Origin of the sequence: Comamonas sp. Tr-654 (genome assembly GCF_011752915.1) — a bacterium.
Taxonomy (GTDB): Bacteria; Pseudomonadota; Gammaproteobacteria; order Burkholderiales; family Burkholderiaceae_C; genus Comamonas.
In genome coordinates this window covers 124,506-143,261 of sequence record NZ_VWWQ01000001.1, presented here as the reverse complement: position 1 = coordinate 143,261, position 18,756 = coordinate 124,506, and the positions used below count along the sequence as shown (strand labels likewise).

The 18,756-nt window shown below is 62.9% G+C and carries 16 protein-coding genes and 2 riboswitches; all 16 genes read left to right on the top strand.

What is annotated here, in order from left to right; all coding sequences use genetic code 11:
* Nucleotides 1-131 precede the first annotated feature (131 nt).
* The 16 genes from F3J24_RS00575 (at nucleotide 132) to F3J24_RS00500 (ending at nucleotide 18,738) form a co-directional block, all read left to right on the top strand.
* Nucleotides 132-1,214, top strand: a complete 1,083-nt coding sequence (locus F3J24_RS00575) for an MBL fold metallo-hydrolase (protein ID WP_167001838.1) — start codon at nucleotides 132-134, stop codon at nucleotides 1,212-1,214.
* 13 nt (nucleotides 1,215-1,227) lie between these two features.
* Complete coding sequence (locus F3J24_RS00570; protein WP_167001836.1) at nucleotides 1,228-1,827, top strand: energy transducer TonB; 600 nt, start codon at nucleotides 1,228-1,230, stop codon at nucleotides 1,825-1,827.
* 88 nt (nucleotides 1,828-1,915) lie between these two features.
* Nucleotides 1,916-2,024, top strand: a riboswitch (glycine riboswitch).
* A gap of 19 nt (nucleotides 2,025-2,043) precedes the next feature.
* Nucleotides 2,044-2,157: riboswitch (glycine riboswitch) on the top strand.
* Nucleotides 2,158-2,221: 64 nt separating this feature from the next.
* On the top strand, nucleotides 2,222-3,358 hold the full coding sequence (gene gcvT / locus F3J24_RS00565; protein WP_370527692.1) for a glycine cleavage system aminomethyltransferase GcvT: 1,137 nt from the start codon (nucleotides 2,222-2,224) through the stop codon (nucleotides 3,356-3,358).
* Between the two features lie 122 nt (nucleotides 3,359-3,480).
* On the top strand, nucleotides 3,481-3,855 hold the full coding sequence (gene gcvH, locus F3J24_RS00560) for a glycine cleavage system protein GcvH (protein WP_059440226.1): 375 nt from the start codon (nucleotides 3,481-3,483) through the stop codon (nucleotides 3,853-3,855).
* A gap of 47 nt (nucleotides 3,856-3,902) precedes the next feature.
* Nucleotides 3,903-4,454 (top strand): MolR family transcriptional regulator, encoded by a 552-nt coding sequence (locus F3J24_RS00555; RefSeq protein WP_167001832.1) that lies wholly within the window; start codon nucleotides 3,903-3,905, stop codon nucleotides 4,452-4,454.
* Between the two features lie 90 nt (nucleotides 4,455-4,544).
* Nucleotides 4,545-7,451, top strand: coding sequence for an aminomethyl-transferring glycine dehydrogenase (gcvP, locus tag F3J24_RS00550; protein WP_167001829.1), 2,907 nt, complete (start codon nucleotides 4,545-4,547; stop codon nucleotides 7,449-7,451).
* A 230-nt stretch (nucleotides 7,452-7,681) separates the two neighbouring features.
* Nucleotides 7,682-9,862, top strand: a complete 2,181-nt coding sequence (locus F3J24_RS00545) for a response regulator (RefSeq protein WP_167001827.1) — start codon at nucleotides 7,682-7,684, stop codon at nucleotides 9,860-9,862.
* 20 nt (nucleotides 9,863-9,882) lie between these two features.
* Entirely contained in the window at nucleotides 9,883-10,545 is a 663-nt protein-coding gene (locus F3J24_RS00540) for an RluA family pseudouridine synthase (RefSeq protein WP_167001825.1), read from the top strand.
* Nucleotides 10,546-10,894: 349 nt separating this feature from the next.
* Nucleotides 10,895-12,016, top strand: coding sequence for a high-affinity branched-chain amino acid ABC transporter substrate-binding protein (locus F3J24_RS00535; RefSeq protein WP_003055476.1), 1,122 nt, complete (start codon nucleotides 10,895-10,897; stop codon nucleotides 12,014-12,016).
* Nucleotides 12,017-12,113: 97 nt separating this feature from the next.
* Nucleotides 12,114-13,037: a high-affinity branched-chain amino acid ABC transporter permease LivH gene (gene livH / locus F3J24_RS00530; RefSeq protein ID WP_003055478.1), complete on the top strand. Its 924-nt coding sequence runs from the start codon at nucleotides 12,114-12,116 to the stop codon at nucleotides 13,035-13,037.
* A complete protein-coding gene (locus F3J24_RS00525) occupies nucleotides 13,037-14,275 on the top strand; it encodes a high-affinity branched-chain amino acid ABC transporter permease LivM (protein WP_167001823.1) in 1,239 nt (412 codons plus the stop codon). Before livH ends, F3J24_RS00525 begins: the two co-directional genes overlap by 1 nt.
* A 55-nt stretch (nucleotides 14,276-14,330) precedes the next feature.
* Nucleotides 14,331-15,098, top strand: coding sequence for a high-affinity branched-chain amino acid ABC transporter ATP-binding protein LivG (gene livG / locus F3J24_RS00520; RefSeq protein ID WP_043002941.1), 768 nt, complete (start codon nucleotides 14,331-14,333; stop codon nucleotides 15,096-15,098).
* Complete coding sequence (locus F3J24_RS00515; RefSeq protein WP_167001821.1) at nucleotides 15,098-15,811, top strand: ABC transporter ATP-binding protein; 714 nt, start codon at nucleotides 15,098-15,100, stop codon at nucleotides 15,809-15,811. The genes livG and F3J24_RS00515 overlap by 1 nt, the downstream gene beginning before the upstream one ends.
* 80 nt (nucleotides 15,812-15,891) lie before the next feature.
* Nucleotides 15,892-16,656 carry an SDR family NAD(P)-dependent oxidoreductase gene (locus F3J24_RS00510; RefSeq protein ID WP_167001819.1) on the top strand — a complete coding sequence of 255 codons (765 nt, stop codon included), beginning with the start codon at nucleotides 15,892-15,894 and terminating at the stop codon, nucleotides 16,654-16,656.
* A gap of 455 nt (nucleotides 16,657-17,111) precedes the next feature.
* Nucleotides 17,112-18,095 (top strand): tripartite tricarboxylate transporter substrate binding protein, encoded by a 984-nt coding sequence (locus F3J24_RS00505; protein ID WP_167001817.1) that lies wholly within the window; start codon nucleotides 17,112-17,114, stop codon nucleotides 18,093-18,095.
* Nucleotides 18,096-18,180: 85 nt separating this feature from the next.
* Nucleotides 18,181-18,738, top strand: a complete 558-nt coding sequence (locus tag F3J24_RS00500) for a bacteriohemerythrin (RefSeq protein WP_085960130.1) — start codon at nucleotides 18,181-18,183, stop codon at nucleotides 18,736-18,738.
* The last annotated feature ends 18 nt before the right edge of the window (nucleotides 18,739-18,756 follow it).

Sequence of the window (18,756 nt, the reverse complement as noted above, 5' to 3'; positions counted from 1 at the left end):
AGCGAGTGTCGCATTCGCCCCATCGGATCATTGAAATGGCCGCCCCGGCGATACGGCTTCTTGCAAATCGGCTCTTGCAGCGCGGCAAACCGTCCCAAACTGCGGCCAATGTCTTACTAAGGCGCCCGATCTTGTTTAGCAAACCAAGCTTCTCCACTCCCATCGCCGACTACGAAGACTCGCCTCAGTACTCGGGCGGGCGCTTTCGCAACACACATCCACGTCCGGCCGACGGTCCCAAGCCCGATGCAGGGACGCTCTGGAAGTTCTTCTTCAACAAGCCGGCCGATTCCGAGCCGGGCAAGGCGCTGCCCGTTCTGCCGCTTAGCACGGCCGAGCTGAACCTCGCGCCCGAGCGCAGCCTCTATCGCCTGGGCCATTCGACCTTGCTGATGAAGCTGCGCGGCGGCTGGTGGCTGACGGACCCTGTGTTTTCCGAGCGTGCCTCCCCACTGTCCTTTGCCGGCCCCAAGCGCTTTCATGCCCCGCCGATTGCCCTTGACGAGCTGCCTGCCTTGCGCGGCGTGCTGCTCTCGCATGACCACTACGATCACCTGGACCGCGCCACCATTCGCGTGCTCGCGCCCAAGGTAGGCGTTTTTCTCTGCCCTTTGGGAGTGGGAGACAGACTGGCAGCGTGGGGCGTGCCGGCCGACAAGATCGTGCAGCATGACTGGTGGCAAAGCAGCGAGGTCGACGGCCTGCGTTTCACGGCCACGCCCGCCCAGCATTTCTCGGGACGCAGCCTGCGCGACGGCAACCGCACACTATGGGCTTCCTGGACCATAGAAGACCGCCAGGCCGACAGGCCGCTGCGCGTCTTCTTTAGCGGCGACGGCGGCTACTTCGACGGTTTTGCCGAAATCGGCAGGCGCTTCGGCCCCTTCGATGTCACGCTGATGGAAACCGGCGCGTACGACGCCCACTGGCCCTATGTCCATATGCACCCTGCACAGACCGTGCAGGCTCACCGGGATCTCGGCGGCCAATGGCTGCTGCCCATACACAACGGCACTTTCAACCTGGCCATGCATGCCTGGTGGGACCCGTTCGAGCAGATCCTGAGCCTGGGCAGACAGCACGGCATAGAGATCGCCACCCCCATGATGGGCGAGCGCCTGGACCTGGGCGCTCCGCATGCGGGTTCGGCCTGGTGGCGTGCCTGCGCCGAGGCCGGCCGCAAGGAACTGGATCTGCGCCCGGCACAACCCTGAAGGTGCGGCCCGCATGGCCGACAATGGCCTCATGGACATTTCGCGCACCTCATACCTTGCCGCCGCCTGCGCCACTGCTCTGACCACCTTGCTGCTCGGGGCATGCTCCCATCTCTCCGATGGCAGCCGGCTCAAGCCGGATCCGGCTGCCGACACACCGGCTATCGTCTCTGCGCAACCTGCGCTGGTGCCTGCTCCGGCTTCGCCCCTGGATGCGCAGTCCAAGCCACCACGGAGCACGGAATGGCCTGCCTGGATCAATGCAGATTGCACGCCCCCTGCCCAGCTCGACCAGCAACCCAGGCCACGCCGCCACACCACGCCTTTCATCAGCGCTCACTGGTTCCCGAACGGGCTGGAGACCACGGTGGTCTTCCGTCTGGAAGTCACGGCCCAAGGTCAGCTCGGCCGTGTGGCCTATCAGCCCGCCGATGCCGATCCACGCATTGTGAAGTCCATACTGCAGTCGCTCAAACGCTGGCAATTCAAGCCCGGTATGCGCCAGGGCCAGCCCGTGACGTCCTGCTTCGAGCAGCCCTACGAGCTGGTGTTTCCGCGTGTGCAGGAGATCGATCCCGAGCCCAAGCCGGCCTTGAACACCGGCCCGCAGTGAGGACGCAAGCACGGCGCGGACGATGCATGCTCGAAAACCCCAAAATCCATACGATTCGGTGGTGCAAGCCCCTTGCCCACCGCTAGAATCGCCAGCGTCAGGAGAGAGTGCCTGCAGCTGAAGCTGCCTTGCACCGCCGAAGGCGCAGACCCCCACCCGGAGTCAAAACGCTCAGGCAAAAGGACTGACAAGCGCTGCCAGGTGTGCAAGCCTGCAGCGTCCCTTGCTGGAGAGAGATGCAGGCCGTGCGCCGGCATCCACCGAAGGAGCAAGCTGCCCGATGCAATGCGGGCAGTGAATCTCTCAGGTAAAGCGGACAGCAGGGCAAGCCCGCCACGCATGGCCCAGCCATGCATGGCCACTCATTTTGGTTTGACCACCGGAGCGCTTGCCTGTGACTGCTGCTGACACCTCTTCCGATCTGCGTTCCACACCGCTGTTTGCCCTGCACCAGAAACTGGGTGCCCGCATGGTGCCGTTTGCCGGCTACGCCATGCCCGTGCAATACCCTCAAGGCCTGATGGCCGAGCACCTGCACACCCGCAAGGCCGCCGGCCTGTTCGATGTCTCGCACATGGGCCAATTGCTGCTGCGCGGCCCCGATGCCGCAGCCGCGCTCGAATCGCTGATGCCCGTCGATGTCATGGACCTGGGCCTGCACAAACAGCGCTACGGCCTGCTGCTCAATGAGCAAGGCGGCATTCTGGACGACCTGATGTTCGTCAACCGTGGCGAAGATCTGTTCCTCATCGTCAACGGCGCCTGCAAAGAGGCCGATATCGCCCATATCCAGAGCCGCATTGCCAATCGCTGCGAGGTCATCCCCCTGCCCGATCGCGCCCTGCTGGCCCTGCAAGGCCCGCAAGCCGCCACAGCCCTCGCGCGTCTGATTCCCGGTGTGACATCTCTGGTCTTCATGACCGGCAACCACTTCGACTGGCAAGGCCATGCGCTCTACATCACGCGCAGCGGCTATACGGGCGAAGACGGTTTCGAAATCTCCCTGCCCGGCGAAGCGGCAACAGCCTTTGCCGAGGCGCTGCTGGCCCAGCCCGAGGTGGCACCCATCGGTCTGGGCGCGCGCAACTCGCTGCGCCTTGAAGCCGGACTTTGCCTGTACGGCAACGACATCGACACCAGCACCACGCCCGTCGAAGCTGCGCTGAACTGGGCCATGCAGAAGGTGCGCCGCAGCGGCGGCGAGCGCGAGGGCGGCTTTCCGGGTGCGGCCATCGTGCTGGAGCAATTGCAGAACCCGCAGTCGCTGCGCCGCAAGCGCGTGGGCCTGATCGCGCTGGAGCGCATTCCCGTGCGCGAGCCTGCCGTGCTGGAAAACATGGACGGGCAGCATATCGGCCACATCACCAGCGGCCTGCTCAGCCCCACGCTCAACCAGCCCGTGGCGCTGGCCTATGTCGAGCCCGACTACGCCGCCATCGATACGGAAATCTTCGCCATGGTGCGCGGCAAGCCCGTGCCCATGAGGGTGGTCGCCACGCCCTTCGTTCCCACCCGCTATCACCGCGGCTAGGTCTGCCGCCGCGGATGAGACGGGCCAGTTTGCCAAACAGCGGCCAGAACACCGCTAAAGTGCGAGCTGGACCTTTCTCAAACAACACCCGATTCCCCTGAATCCCCCATCTGGAGCTTTTCATGAGCATCAAGTATTCCAAAGAACACGAGTGGATCAACGCCGCTGACACCAATGCCGCCATCGTCGGCATCACCGTACACGCACAGGATGCGCTGGGCGATGTGGTGTTTGTGGACCTGCCCGCCGTGGGCTCCACCTTCAAGGCCGGCGATGTCGCGGGCGTGGTCGAGTCCGTCAAGGCCGCCGCCGATGTCTACATGCCCGTGACCGGCGAGATCGTCGAAGTCAACGAAGCCCTGCGCGATGACCCCTCCCTGGCCAACAGCGATCCGCTGGCCGCAGGCTGGTTCTTCAAGGTCAAGATGAGCAATGTGGGCGAGCTCGAAGCTCTGATGGAAGAGACCGCCTACAACGACTTCGCCAAGGACAACTAAGCGTATCAACGGCCCTCGCTTTGCGAAGGCCGTTTTTGCATGCAGCCATGAGCACCATCCAGTATTTCGACGATCCGGAAGTAGGTCTCGCCCGCGAGACCAGCCACCCGGCCTTTGTGCGCATCGCGACCCAGGACTTCTACTACGACTGCGGTGACGACTTCAGCCCCTTCGGCAACGATGACGGCAGCGACACACTGGCCGCTCTTGAAGAGTGGTACCAGGAGCAGACGGGCGGCAAGCCCGCCAAGACCCTGCGCTTTCTGCGCCAGCAACTGAGCGACTGGGATCTGCCCGTGCCCGAGGACATGCTGGCTCATGACAATGCGGCCAAAGCCCAATGGCTGGCCAGCGACGACATGAACCAGAGCTATCTGCGCTCGGTCTGCCGCGCCCATGTGGCCACGGCCTTTGGCCAGTTCAAGATCACGGGCAGCATCGATGCCGATCTGCACCAGCAGGCACTGCTTGCCCTGGCCTGCCAGCAATGGCTGAACACCGTGGCACGCAGCAAATATCCCGATTGGGAACATGCCGACCAGGAAAGCGAACGCTTGGCCCTGATGAACACCGCGCTGGAACAAGCCAGCGCTGCTTGAAGCACCGGCTGTATGCCTTGAGGCATACGGCATTCACGCATGCCTGGCATGCAAACCGTCAGTCACAGTATTTGAGAATAGGTCCCTCCCATGCTGATGTCGCCTCCCGCCCCCGTCGCTTCGCTGGAAGCGCTGGAAAACAGCCACGAATTCATCCCCCGTCATATAGGCCCGGACACCGAGGAACAGCAAAAAATGCTGGCCGCCATCGGCAAGCCCACGCTGGACGCCTTGATATGCGATGTGATGCCCGACTCCATCGCTCGCGCCAAGCCCATGGATCTTCCGGCGCCAATTACCGAAGCCGCAGCACTGGCCGAACTCAAGGCCATCGCCAGCAAGAACCAGGTGCTGAAGAGCTTTCTCGGCCAGGGCTACTACGGCACGCACACGCCGGGCGTCATCCTGCGCAACATCCTCGAGAATCCCGCCTGGTACACAGCCTACACCCCCTATCAAGCCGAGATTTCACAAGGTCGCATGGAAGCGCTGGTCAACTTCCAGACCATGGTGACCGACCTGACAGGCATGCCTATCGCCAATGCCTCGATGCTGGACGAAGCCACGGCTGCCGCCGAGGCCATGACGCTGGCCAGGCGCTCTGTCAAATCCAGAAGCCATCGCATCGTGCTCGCCGGCGACCTGCACCCGCAGACGATTGAAGTCATACAGACCCGCGCCCGGCCGATCGGCATCGAAGTGGTGATCGCCAACAGCCAGCAGGAGTGGGAAACTGCCCTGGCAGGCGACCTGTTTGCCGCCGTCATCCAGTACCCTGCATCCAGCGGCTGGATTGTGGACTGGAAGGCCGATGTGCAAGCCATTCACGCCAAGCAGGCGGCCGCCATCGTGGCCACCGACCTGCTGGCCCTGACCCTGCTGACACCTCCCGGAGAATGGGGGGTCGATATTGTCGTGGGCAACAGCCAGCGCTTCGGCATGCCCATGGGCGCAGGCGGCCCGCACGCTGCCTTCATGGCCTGCCGCGACGAATACAAGCGCAGCCTGCCCGGCCGTCTGGTGGGCGTCAGCGTCGATGTGCATGGCAAACCCGCCTACCGCCTCGCGCTGCAGACGCGCGAACAACATATCCGCCGCGAAAAGGCGACGTCCAATATCTGCACGGCCCAGGTCCTGCCGGCCGTGATCGCCAGCATGTATGCCGTCTACCACGGCCCCCAGGGACTGAAGCGCATCGCCCAGCGGGTGGCACGCCTGACGGCGATCCTGAGCCGGGGCCTGGCCCAGCTGGGCTTCAGCGCCCATCACCACGACACGGCCTTCGACACACTGAGCCTGCATACCCGGGAGGCAACCGATGCTCTAGCGGCCCGTGCCGTATCCCGAGGCGTCAATCTGCGCAAGGCCTGGGATGAGTATCTCTGCATCAGCCTGGACGAAACCACGACCCGGGCCGATGTCGAGCTGCTCTGGCGCATCTTTGCCCAGGAGGGCCAGGCTCTGCCCACCATCGAGGCCATGGACGAAGGCCCGACCTCGCTGATCCCCGAATCCCTGCAACGCAGCACGGCCTATCTGAGCCACCCGGTCTTCAACACCCACCACTCCGAAACCGCCATGCTGCGCTATATCCGCAGCCTCAGCGACAAGGATCTGGCACTGGACCGCAGCATGATCCCGCTGGGCAGTTGCACTATGAAGCTCAACGCCACCAGCGAGATGATTCCCATCACCTGGCCAGCGTTTGCCGACATCCACCCGTTTGCGCCCTCCAACCAGCTGCAAGGCTATGCCGAGCTGGACCGGCAGCTGCGCGACTGGCTGTGTCAGGCCACGGGCTACGCGGGCATCAGCCTGCAGCCCAATGCGGGGAGCCAAGGCGAATACGCGGGTCTGCTGGCCATCAAGGCATTCCACGAATCACGCGGCGAGGCACACCGCAATATCTGCCTGATTCCGAGCAGCGCCCACGGCACCAACCCGGCCAGCGCGCAAATGGTGGGCCTGCAGGTCGTGGTCACCAAGTGCGACGACAACGGCAACGTGGACATGGCGGATCTGAAGCTGGCCTGCGAGAAGCACAGCGCCAATCTGGCCTGCATCATGATCACCTACCCCAGCACGCACGGCGTGTTCGAGACCCAGGTGAAGGAGCTGTGCCAGCTGGTGCACAGCCACGGCGGCCGCGTCTATGTGGACGGCGCCAATATGAACGCTCTGGTAGGTCTTGCCGCGCCCGGCGAATTCGGCGGCGATGTCAGCCATCTGAACCTGCACAAGACCTTCTGCATTCCCCACGGCGGCGGAGGCCCCGGCGTCGGCCCCGTGTGCGTGGTCGAAGATCTGGTGCCCTTTCTGCCAGGGCATGCCACGGCAGGCGATGTCCGCCAGGTGGGGGCTGTCAGCGCAGCGCCTCTGGGCAATGCAGCTGTTCTTCCGATCAGCTGGATGTATATCCGCATGATGGGCGAACCAGGCCTGAAATTGGCAACCGAGACCGCCATCCTCAACGCCAACTACATCAGCGCGCGGCTCAAGGAGCACTTCCCCACGCTGTACGCGGGCGAGTATGGGCATGTGGCCCATGAGTGCATCGTGGATCTGCGCCACTTCAAGGACAGCTGCGGCGTGATGGCCGAGGACGTGGCCAAGCGCCTGATCGACTACGGCTTCCATGCACCGACGCTGTCCTTTCCCGTGCCCAACACGCTGATGGTGGAGCCGACCGAGAGCGAAAGCCTGTATGAGCTGGACCGCTTCGTCGAGGCCATGATCGCCATCCGCGCCGAAATTGCCGAAGTGGAGGCCGGCAGACTGCCGCGGGACGACAACCCGCTCAAGAATGCACCCCACACGGCAGAGTCCTTGCTGGCCGCAGACTGGCAGCATGGCTACAGCCGCGAGACAGCTGCCTATCCCCTGCCGGCGCTGCGCCGCGCCAAGTACTGGAGCCCCGTGGGCCGCGTGGACAACGTCTATGGTGACCGCAATCTGTTTTGCAGCTGCGTGCCCATGGATGCCTACGCCAGCCGATAGCCCGAGACCGGCATTTCGCCGCCAAAGCCAGTGCACTGCCGTCGCACTGGCTTTTTTCATCCCGACTCATGCCCATGTCCTCCTGACATCGGTGAATGAGCCCCAAGGTCCATGCCCTCTCTAGGCTGCTGCGGGACATGGTCTCGAAGGGTTCGATGACGAGCAACGCTCCGCTTTTTCTAGGGCAGGAGCCGCGACCGGCTTACACTGCCGGGAATTCTGCCTGTTTCATGAGCTCTTCCGAACCCACGCCCCCACCCTTGCTGCCTGTGATCGACGGCGGTCTGCCCCTGCATGCCCTGCTGGCCCCAGGCGCCGCCCCGTTGGGCCTGAACGCCAGCACCCAGCCCTTGGTGCCCGACGACGAGGACCCGCTGCAGGCTCTGGTGGCAGAGCTGCGCAACTACCAGCACGAGCTGGAGCTCCAGAACGAGGTGCTCAACTACAGCCAGGCCGTGGCCGAAAGCGCCTCCGAACGCTTCGAGACGCTGTTTGCCAGCATTCCGCTGCCGCTGCTGGTGGTCGACGAATACGATATGGTTGTCCAGGCCAATGCCATGGCCCACCGCGCATTTCAGCCCACCGAGAAAGATCGGCTGCTGATCAACTTCAAGCCCTTTGTGCACTTCAAGGATGAGGAGCGCGTGACCACAGCCTTCGAGCAGGCCAAGGCACTGGGGCGTGCCGAAGTGCATGAGGTGCTGTTCCAGATCACTGACGAATTCGAACTCTGCGGCGACCTGCATGTGGCGGGCGTGGTCGTGCCTCAGCAAAATGGCCCGGCCACCTGGCAGTATCTTTGCGCCGTGGTCAACCAGGGCCCGCTGCTGGCCGAGCGCAAGGCCTTGCAGGAACGCAACCAGCAGCTCTATGCCAGCGAAAGACGGCTGGAGTCGGTCATCAACTCCGCGCTGGACGCCATCATCTGCGTCGACCAGTACCAGCGCATCACCGTCTTCAACCCCACGGCGGCAGCCCTGTTTCTGTGCTCGCCCCAGGATGCTCTGGGCAGTCCGCTGGAACGCTTTTTGCCCGATGCTGCGCGGGCTCTGGCCTTTTCCTCGCTGACCACGCAGGCCGTGCTGGGCGAGATGACGGGCCTGACCATGGCGGGACGCGAGATCCCCATGGAAATCAGCGTCTCCTTCGAGCACCACAGCAGTGGCGACACCACCACCATCTTTGCGCGCGACCTGACCAGCCGCAATCGTGCCGAAGCCCAGCGCAATGCGCTGGAAACCCAGCTGCGCGAATCCCACAAGATGCAGGCCGTGGGCACCATGGCCGGCGGGATTGCCCATGACTTCAACAACATCGTGGGTGCCATTCTGGGCAATGTGGAACTCGCAAAAGTCGACAGCGCCAACAACCCGGCTGCCATGGAAAGCCTGCGCGAGATCGAAAAAGCCGGTCGCCGTGCGCGTGACCTGGTGCGCCAGATTCTGACCTTCAGTCGCAACGACCTGCCCGAGCGCCGCCCCGTTCAAGTGCAGGAGGTCATGTCGGACACGGCGCGCCTGCTGCGCGTGACCTTGCCGCCTTCCATAGAGTTGCAGGTACAGGAGAGCGAGGAACTGCCGCCGCTGATGGCCGACCCTACCCAGGTGGAGCAGGCGCTGTTCAATCTCTGCAACAACGCCATGCAGGCCATTGGCAACCAGCGCGGCTTCATCCAGATGCGGGCCATGCGCATCGCGCCCGACCATTACCAATGCGAACGGCTGGGCCTGCCTGTAGCCGAATACCTGGTCTTCATGGTGCAGGACTCGGGCCCCGGCATCGACATCGTGACCCAGCGGCGTATCTTCGAGCCTTTTTTCACCACCAAGCCGGTGGGCCAGGGCACAGGCTTGGGCCTGTCGGTGGTACATGGCGTGATGCGCACCCATGGCGGCGCCGTCGACGTGCACAGCGAGCTGGGCCAGGGCAGCTGCTTCACGCTGTACTTTCCCCTCGGCGAGCCGGGCGGCAGCCACCCGGCGCAGGTACCGCTGCGCACGGACAAGCCCGAAGCACCGCTGGCCGAGCCGGTCCAGGCCACACGCGCCAGCCATGTGATGTATGTGGATGACGACCAGGCCCTGGTCTTTCTGTTCCAGCGCCTGCTGCGCCGTCGCGGCTATGAAGTCTCGGGCTTCACCGACCCGCGTGAGGCAATGGCGGCCCTGGAAAGCGAGCCTCAGCGCTTTGACCTCATCGTCACCGACTACAACATGCCTGGTTTCAGCGGCCTGGACCTGCTCAGACAGGCTCTGCAGATCAGCCCGCAACTGCCCGTGGCGCTGGCCTCCGGTTATGTGACGGCCGAGATCGAACAGGCCGCGATTGCAGCCGGAGCCAGGGCCTTGATCCACAAGCCCAACGATGTGCAGGAGTTCTGTGCCACCGTTCACGAGTTGCTGAACCCCTGAAACCACCGGCAGATGCTTGAATGAGTGCGTTGAACTGTGTCTATGAAGATGAGCACCTACTGGTGCTGGACAAACCCTCGGGCCTGCTGTGCGTGCCCGGTCGCGGCCCGGACAAGCAAGATTGCCTGAGCCTGCGTGCCCTGCAGCATTTCGGCGATGCGCTGGTGGTGCACCGCCTCGATCAGGCGACCTCGGGTCTGGTCATCATGGCACGCAATCCGGGCGTACAGCGCCAGCTCGGCCAGGCCTTTGCCGAACGCCAGGTCGACAAGCGTTATATCGCCGTGGTGGCCGGTGATCTGCAGGCGGGTCCGGAAACCGCAGATGCCAAGGGCTGGCAACTGATCGATCTGCCGATCGCGGCCGACTGGGAACGTCGTCCGCTGCGAGTCATCAACCACGAAACCGGCAAAAGCAGCCAGACACTATGGCGGGTTCTGGAGCAGACAGGGCAGCAGGAGATGGCCTGCACCCGCGTCCTGCTGAGTCCGCTGACGGGGCGCACCCATCAATTGCGCCTGCATATGGCCGCCTCGGGCCACGCCATCCTGGGCGATGCGCTCTATGCCGACGAAACGGTGGCCAGCGCCAGCCCGAGGCTGTTGCTGCATGCGACGGCACTGGAACTCATACATCCGGTCACCGGTACTTTGCTGATGCTGAAAAGCGAGCCGGCCTTTTAAGCTGCATCAAATCTGCTGCCACCGTCAAGCCGCAACAGTTGCTGCGCCGCAACAAAGACCCTTCGGTCTCGCACCCGAAGTCCCCAAAATCAGTCCCCAAAGAGCGCTGATGCAGACACTTGCAGCACAGTTCCAGATTGGACTATGCATATACATCACAAATGAAGGTCAAGCCATAGCCTCTGGGTAATAGCTGCTATGCACGACATAGCAAAAACCGAAAGCCTGCACCAGCCCCTGCATACCCTGTTGCCTTCATTTACCACTCGATTAATCTGTGCTTCTTTGCGCGAACTGCTATGGCAGCAATCGCGCTTTTCGAACATCTCTCGAGTTTAAGGAAGTCCTCATGAGCATTCCGTTCCGCATGCAAACCGTTGTTGCCGCCCTGGGCCTGGCTGGTGCCGCCCTGGTCTCCACCGCGCATGCCCAAATCAAGATCGCCCTGGTCATCCCCACCACCGGCGCGCTGACCCAGTACGGCGACATGGTCAAGGAAGGCGCGACCACCGCTGTCGAAATGGCCAACGCCTCTGGCGGCATCAACGGCAAGAAGATCGAACTGGTCCCCGTGGACGATGCCTGCGAGCCCAAGCAAGGCCCTGTTGCAGCCAACCGCGTGGTCAACAGCAAGATCGGCTATGTGGTCGGCCCCGTCTGCTCGGGTGCCTCGATTGCCGCAGCGCCCATCTACAACAACGAAGGCGTGGTGGTCGTCACTCCCTCGGCCACCTCCCCCGCACTGACCGACGGCAAGAACTACCACTTCATCTTCCGCACCATCGGCCGTGATGACCAACAGGGCCCCGCAGCCGCCAAGTTCATTGCCGAGAAGCTCAAGCCCAAGAAGGTTGCCGTGCTGCATGACAAGCAGTCCTATGGACAAGGCATCGCCTCCTCCGTGCGTGACGACCTGAAGAAGGCCAAGATCGATGTGGCCCTGTTTGAGGGCATCAACGCCGGCGACAGCGACTACTCCGCCGTCATCACCAAGCTCAAGGGTGCAGGCGTGGACTTTGTCTACTATGGCGGCTACCACCCCGAAATGGGTCTGCTGCTGCGCCAGGCTGCCGAGCAAGGCCTGAAGGTCAAGATGATGGGCCCCGAGGGCGTGGGCAATCCTGAAGTCAACGCCATCGCCGGCCCTGCCGTCGAAGGTATGCTGGTGACCCTGCCCGCCGACTTTGCCGCCAATCCCAAGAACGCGGCCGTGGTGAAGGCTTTCGCCGACAAGAAGCGCAATGCTTCGGGCGCCTTCCAGCTGACCTCGTTTGCCGCCACCCAGTCTCTGCTGGCCGCCATCAAGGCCGCTGGCGACAACCCAGCCAAGGTTGCAGACTGGATGCACAAGTCCACCGGTGTGGACACCGTGCTGGGTCCCGTCTCCTGGAACAAGCAGGGTGACCTGAACTCCTTCGACTTCCAGGTCTTCCAGTGGCACAAGGACGGCAGCAAGTCGCTCGCAAAGTAATTCCACCACCTTCTTCCGGGGGCAATGGCAGGGGCCATGCCTCCGGATATTTGCTATCTGGCCCTCGGGCCTTTTCCTGTTTCAAGGGTGGCGTTACATGTCAGACATTCTCCCCCAGCTGATACAACAGCTTTTTAATGGGCTCTCACTCGGAGCCATTTACGCCCTGATCGCCATTGGCTACACCATGGTCTACGGCATCATCGGCATGATCAATTTCGCACACGGCGACATCTACATGATCGGAGCCTATATAGGCTTGGTCACGCTTTCCGCCATAGGCACGCAAAGCGGTCTGCCGGTCTGGGCCATCATCGGCCTGATGCTGGTCGTGGCCGTCTTCGTCACCGGCGTCTACGGTCTGGTGGTCGAACAGGTGGCCTACAAGCCCGTGCGCCAGAGCCCGCGCCTGGTGGCGCTGATCTCGGCCATCGGCATGTCCATCTTCCTGCAGAACTGGGTGGCTCTGGGCCAGGGTGCGCGCGACATGGCCGTGCCTTCGCTGCTGCCCGGCGCCATCAACTTCCACATGGGTGACTTCGAGGTCTTCATCCCCTACACCCGCGTGCTCATCATTGCCGTGACCGTAGTGCTGATGATCGCGCTGACCATGTACATCAAGCATTCGCGCATGGGCCGTGCCTCGCGTGCCTGCGCGCAGGACATGCACATGGCCAATCTGCTGGGGATCGACACCAACAAGGTCATCTCCTTCACCTTTGTGCTGGGCGCCGTGCTGGCTGCCGTGGGCGGTGTGCTGATTGCGCTGGCCGTGGGCAAGCTCAATCCCTTCATCGGCTTTCTGGCCGGCATCAAGGCCTTCACGGCTGCCGTGCTGGGCGGCATCGGCTCCATCCCCGGCGCCATGCTGGGCGGTGTGATCCTGGGGGTGGCCGAGACCTTTGCCGCCGCCTACATCTCGTCGGAATACAAGGACATCGTGGCCTTCGGCCTGCTGGTGACCATCCTGATGTTCCGTCCCTCTGGCCTGCTGGGCAAACCTGAAGTGGAGAAAGTCTGATGAAGTACAGCTTTTCTGCCGCTTTGCGCGATGCGCTGATCGCCACCGTGATGACCGCCATCGTCGTCACTCCCATCTTCAGCCTGCACCTGGAGCGCGCCGGTGTGCGCACCGTCATCGCCCCTGACTGGAGCATGACGGGCTGGGCCTGCCTGGCCATCTTCGTCGTGCAGATGCTCAAGCCTCTGTTCGCCGGCAGGCTGCCAAGGCTCAACCTGCCGGCCGTGCCGCAGATGAAGTCGGGCACCCGCAACGTGGTCATCTTCGTGGTGCTGATGATGGCTGCGTCCTGGCCCTTCTTCGCCGGTCGCAATGCCGTCGACATCGCGACTCTGGCCATGATTTACGTCATGCTGGGCCTGGGCCTGAATGTGGTGGTCGGCTTTGCCGGCCTGCTGGATCTGGGCTTTGTGGGCTTCTACGCCGTGGGGGCCTACACCTACGCGCTGCTGTTCCACTGGGCCGGCTGGACGTTCTGGGAAGCGCTGCCGCTGGCCGGTGCGGCCTCGGCGCTGTTCGGCTTTGTGCTGGGCTTTCCCGTGCTGCGCCTGCGCGGCGACTATCTGGCCATCGTGACGCTAGGCTTTGGTGAAATCATCCGCCTGCTGCTGGTCAACCTGACCAGCTTCACGGGCGGCCCCGATGGTATCTCCAGCATCCCCAAGCCCTCTGTGCTGGGCCTGCCGATGACACGCACGCCGCTGACCGAGGACGGCACCACGTTTCACCAGTTCTTCGGCATGGAGTTCAACTCCATGCACATGGTGATCGCGCTGTACCTGATGGCGCTGCTGCTGGCCATGGTGACGCTGTTCATCAGCAACCGCCTGATCCGCATGCCCATAGGCCGCGCCTGGGAAGCCCTGCGCGAGGACGAGATCGCCTGCCGCTCCCTGGGCCTGAACCCCATGAAGATCAAGCTCTCGGCCTTCACGCTGGGCGCCATGTTCGCGGGTTTCGGCGGCGCCTTCTTTGCCGCACGCCAGGGCATTGTCAACCCCGAGTCCTTCACCTTCATCGAGTCGGCGCTGATCCTGGCCATCGTGGTGCTGGGCGGCATGGGCTCGCAGCTCGGCGTGATCGTCGCCGCCATCATCCTGACCGTGCTGCCCGAGCTGGCGCGCGAATTCTCCGAGTACCGCATGCTGATCTTCGGCTTGGTCATGATTTTGATGATGATCTGGCGCCCCCAGGGCCTGCTGCCCATGAAGCGACATCAGGTGGAGGTGAAGCCATGAAACTGCACCTGAACGCTATCATTTCAATAACTACAACCACAGGCAGGGCAAACGCATGAGCGAGTATTTGCTAGAAGTCAAAGACCTGTGCATGCGCTTCGGCGGCCTGCTGGCCGTGGACAACGTGGGCTTTAACGTACGCCCTCAGGAAGTGTTTGCCATCATCGGCCCCAACGGCGCGGGCAAGACCACGGTGTTCAATTGCATCAGCGGTTTCTACCAGCCTTCGGGCGGCACCGTGGTGCTGGACGGCCAGAGCATTGCGGGCCAGAGCAGCCATCATGTCGCCAACCACGGCGTGGTGCGCACCTTCCAGAATGTGCGTCTGTTCAAGAGCATGACGGCGCTGGAAAACCTGCTCGTCGCCCAGCACCGCCAGTCGCGTGCCAGCTTGCTCGGCGGCCTCTTCAACACCCCCGGTTATCGCCGCGCCGAGCAGGAAAAGATCGACAACGCACTCCAATGGCTGGACGTTATGGGCCTGCGCCAGTTCGCCAACCGCGAAGCCGGCAATCTGGCCTATGGTCACCAGCGCCGCTTGGAGATTGCGCGCTGCATGATCACCAAGCCCCGCGTGCTGATGCTGGACGAACCCGCTGCCGGCCTGAACCCCCAGGAGAAGAAAGACCTGCAGCATCTGATCGACCAGCTGCGCAAACAGTACGGCGTCGCTGTGCTCCTGATCGAACACGATATGGGCCTTGTCATGGGTGTGTCCGAGCGCATTCTGGTCATGGAATACGGCAAGCCCATCGCCATGGGCCTGCCCGAGGCGATTCGCAATGATGAACGGGTCATCAAGGCCTATCTGGGAGAGGCGTGATGAGCCAGCATATGTTGCAACTGGAGCAGGTCTCCACCCATTACGGCGCGATCTGCGCGGTCGATCATGCCAGCCTGCATGTCGATCAGGGCGAGATCGTCACCCTGATCGGCAGCAATGGCGCGGGCAAGACATCGCTGCTGATGACGGTGTGCGGCAATCCGCGCGCCAGCGGCGGACGCATTCTGTTCGAGGGCGAGGACATCACCCAGATGTCCACCCACCACATCATGCGCCGCGGCATCGCCATCTCGCCCGAAGGCCGTCGCGTCTTCAAGGACCTGACGGTGACCGAGAATCTGCAGATGGGCGGATTCTTTCTGAACAAGACCGAGATTGCCGACGGCATCGAGCATGTGTTCAAGCTCTTCCCGCGCCTGAAGGAACGTGCCGCGCAGCGCTCGGGCACCATGTCGGGCGGCGAGCAGCAGATGCTGGCCATCGGCCGTGCGCTGATGAGCAAGCCACGCCTGCTGCTGCTGGACGAGCCCACTCTGGGTCTGGCGCCGCTCATCATCGCGCAGATCTTCGAGATCATCCAGACCATCCGCGCAGCGGGTGTGACGGTGTTCCTGGTCGAGCAGAACGCCAACCGCGCCCTGCAGATTGCTGATCGCGGCTATGTGCTCGAAACCGGCAAGGTGGTGCTGGAGGACAGCGGCGTCAACCTGCTGAGCAATGATGAGGTGCGCAAGGCCTATCTGGGTCATTGATCGCCTTTGACCCTGCAGCAGGCCCCGCCGGACGCCAGTCCTGCGGGGCTTGTTCTTTTCGGCCTTGAATCGACCGTAAGATGCCCGGCATGACCAAGCATTTAACGATTCTGACAGGCGGCTCCCGTGGCATGGGCCTGTCCATGGGACAGCGGTTGCTGCAACAAGGCCATCAGTTGCTCAGCATTGCCCGCAAGACCAGCACCGCCCTCGCCTCCAGCGCCAGCAAGCCCGAGCAGCTGTTGCAATGGGAGCAGGATCTGGCGCAAAGCGCCGCCGCTGCGCAACGCCTCACGACCTGGCTGGAAACGCAGGACCACAGCGCATGGGCCAGTATCACCCTGATCAACAACGCCGGTGTCATTCCGCAGATTGCACCGCTGTCTCAAGTGCCTGCGGCCGATATGATCCATGCGCTGCGCGTGGGTCTTGAAGCACCCATGGCCCTGACCGGAGCCTTTCTCGGCGCGACCGAGAGCTGGGCAATTCCCCGCAAGGTGCTCAATATTTCCTCGGGTCTGGGCCGCCGCGCCATGGCTTCGCAAGCCAGTTACTGCACAGCCAAGGCAGGCATGGACCAGTTCAGCAGCTGCGTGGCGCTGGAAGAAGCTGCCAAACCCAACGGCGCGCGCATTGTGTCTCTGGCCCCCGGCGTCATCGACACCGATATGCAGGTCCAGCTGCGCAGCGCGGCCTCGGCCGATTTTCCGGATGTGGCCCGTTTTGCCAGTCTGCACAGCAACGGCCAGCTGACCTCGGCCGACGAGGCCGCAGACCGCGTGCTGGCCTGGCTGGCGCGGCCCGATTTCGGCGACCAGGTGATTGCCGACGTACGCCAGGCCTGAGCCTTCATTCGCAGCCGCTGACATCCAAAGCTCGGCTGCACTGCCGAATCCCCGCAAAGCCGGGGTACAGGCCCGGCCTATTCACGAATCAAGCCTTCGCACCTCGGCCATGCGTGGCAAAATGTTTCGACTGCTCTGCGCCGTGCGCAGAGCCGCAATCCGCGCCCGTGGGCCACATCGGCAGCGACACCCGATCGGTACGCTGCCTCCGTGCTAGCAACTGCAGCAACCCTGCGGTGCAGCGCGTGCGGATGGCGATCATGTCCGTACAGCATGGCTCGCGCTCCCCGGTAAAGACAAATACCCATTGATGGCGGAACCACCCTCCCCGATCATCGAAAAGCCCACCTTCCGTGACTCTGGCTTCTGAGTTCAGGACTCAGACACCAGCCGCGACTGCGCCGCCCTTTTCTGCGGGCCAGCGCTCCCCCGTTCGTCTCTGGAGTTTCTTTTTCATGTTTCGCCAAATCCTCATCAGCACAGCCGTGATCGCAAGCGCGGGCCTGAGCTTTTCCGCCGCTGCACAAGACCCCGCAGCCGAATACCCCAACAAGCCCGTGCGCATGATCGTGCCCTTCCCGCCCGGCGGCGGCACCGACATCCTCTCGCGCGTGATTGCCAACAAGCTCACCGAAGTCAGCAAATGGACCGTGGTGCCCGACAACCGTGCGGGTGCAGGCGGCACCATCGGCATCACCGAAGCGGTGAAAGCGGCCCCTACGGGCTATGACATGGTGATGGGCCAGAAGGACAATGTGGTCCTGGGCCCCTATCTCTACAAGAACCTGCCCTGGAACCCCACCAGGGACCTGATCCCCGTGGCCCATGTGGCCTACACCCCCATCGTGATCGCCACGGCCGCCAACTCGCCCTACAAGACGCTGGCTGACGTGGTGGCTGCGGCCAAGAAGAATCCGTCCAAGATCACCTATGGCTCTCCCGGCAACGGCACCAGCATCCACCTCGCGGGCGTGATGCTGGAAAAGGCCTCGGGCATTCACTTGACCCACGTGCCCTACAAGGGCTCCAACCCCGCGATGATGGATGCGCTGGCCGGCAACGTGGACCTGCTGGTCTCGTCCGTGCCATCGGCCATCGGCCAGATCAAGTCCGGCAAGCTGCGCGCGATTGCCGTCACCTCGGCCAGCCGCTCCAGCTCGCTGCCGGACACACCCACGCTGGCCGAATCGGGCCTCAAGGGCTTTGACGTGAGCACCTGGTACGGCCTGTTCATGCCCAAGGGCACTCCCTCGCCCATCGTGACCAAGGTCAATCTCGAAGTGAACAAGCTGCTGGCCATGCCCGAAGTACGCGAAGCCATTCTGACCCAGGGCGCCGAGCCCCAGTCCATGAGTGTCGCCAACTTCGACAAGATGTTCCAGGCCGACTTCAAGCAGTCCAAGCAGATCGTGGAGTCCTCGGGCGCCAAGATCGAGTGACGCCGCAATGCGCGGAGGACCTGCGTCCTCCGCGCGCCCGCTACAGATCGGCCTGATCTGCATCAATGCGGCACATGACAAGCTCATGAATACTTCTGCGGAAATCCTTGAATTTCTGGAGAACATCATGGCATTGCTGGTCTGGGTCCCCGAGCTGGACACCGGGATTGCAGAGATCGACCGGCAGCACCGCCGCATCGTCGACTACATCAACCGGCTCTACGAACTGCGCAGCTCGCCCGACCGCGAAGGTCTGGGCGATGTCATTGGCGAGATGATCGACTACACCGTCTCGCATTTCGTCTTTGAGGAAAGCCTGATCGAGAGCGCCGGCTATATGTTCGCCGGGCCGCACAAAAAGGTGCACGAGCTGTTCACACGCCGTGTGATCGAGATGCAGACCCGCTTCGATGCGGGCGAGGATGTCGCAGCAGAACTGCACGGCATGCTCTCGCGCTGGCTGTTCAACCACATCCGCAACGAAGACCATGGCTATGTGGACTCGGCCAAGGTCTATCTGCGCATGATGTCCAAGGAAAGCGGACACTCCGCACAGAAGGAACAGCTGAAGGCCGAAGTGCTGCAGGAACTGGAATTGCAGCGCAGGAAAAAAGGCTGGCTGGCCCGACTGCTCAATCGCTGAGCACGCTTGCCCACAAGA

Excerpts from the sequence above, each read along its gene's own strand:
- F3J24_RS00570 (WP_167001836.1), top strand. The coding sequence starts at position 1,228 with ATGGCCGACAATGGCCTCATGGACATTTCGCGCACCTCATACCTTGCC.
- gcvH (WP_059440226.1), top strand. The coding sequence starts at position 3,481 with ATGAGCATCAAGTATTCCAAAGAACACGAGTGGATCAACGCCGCTGAC.
- F3J24_RS00555 (WP_167001832.1), top strand. The coding sequence starts at position 3,903 with ATGAGCACCATCCAGTATTTCGACGATCCGGAAGTAGGTCTCGCCCGC.
- gcvP (WP_167001829.1), top strand. The coding sequence starts at position 4,545 with ATGCTGATGTCGCCTCCCGCCCCCGTCGCTTCGCTGGAAGCGCTGGAA.
- F3J24_RS00545 (WP_167001827.1), top strand. The coding sequence starts at position 7,682 with ATGAGCTCTTCCGAACCCACGCCCCCACCCTTGCTGCCTGTGATCGAC.
- F3J24_RS00540 (WP_167001825.1), top strand. The coding sequence starts at position 9,883 with ATGAGTGCGTTGAACTGTGTCTATGAAGATGAGCACCTACTGGTGCTG.
- F3J24_RS00535 (WP_003055476.1), top strand. The coding sequence starts at position 10,895 with ATGAGCATTCCGTTCCGCATGCAAACCGTTGTTGCCGCCCTGGGCCTG.
- livH (WP_003055478.1), top strand. The coding sequence starts at position 12,114 with ATGTCAGACATTCTCCCCCAGCTGATACAACAGCTTTTTAATGGGCTC.
- F3J24_RS00525 (WP_167001823.1), top strand. The coding sequence starts at position 13,037 with ATGAAGTACAGCTTTTCTGCCGCTTTGCGCGATGCGCTGATCGCCACC.
- livG (WP_043002941.1), top strand. The coding sequence starts at position 14,331 with ATGAGCGAGTATTTGCTAGAAGTCAAAGACCTGTGCATGCGCTTCGGC.
- F3J24_RS00515 (WP_167001821.1), top strand. The coding sequence starts at position 15,098 with ATGAGCCAGCATATGTTGCAACTGGAGCAGGTCTCCACCCATTACGGC.
- F3J24_RS00510 (WP_167001819.1), top strand. The coding sequence starts at position 15,892 with ATGCCCGGCATGACCAAGCATTTAACGATTCTGACAGGCGGCTCCCGT.
- F3J24_RS00505 (WP_167001817.1), top strand. The coding sequence starts at position 17,112 with ATGTTTCGCCAAATCCTCATCAGCACAGCCGTGATCGCAAGCGCGGGC.
- F3J24_RS00500 (WP_085960130.1), top strand. The coding sequence starts at position 18,181 with ATGAATACTTCTGCGGAAATCCTTGAATTTCTGGAGAACATCATGGCA.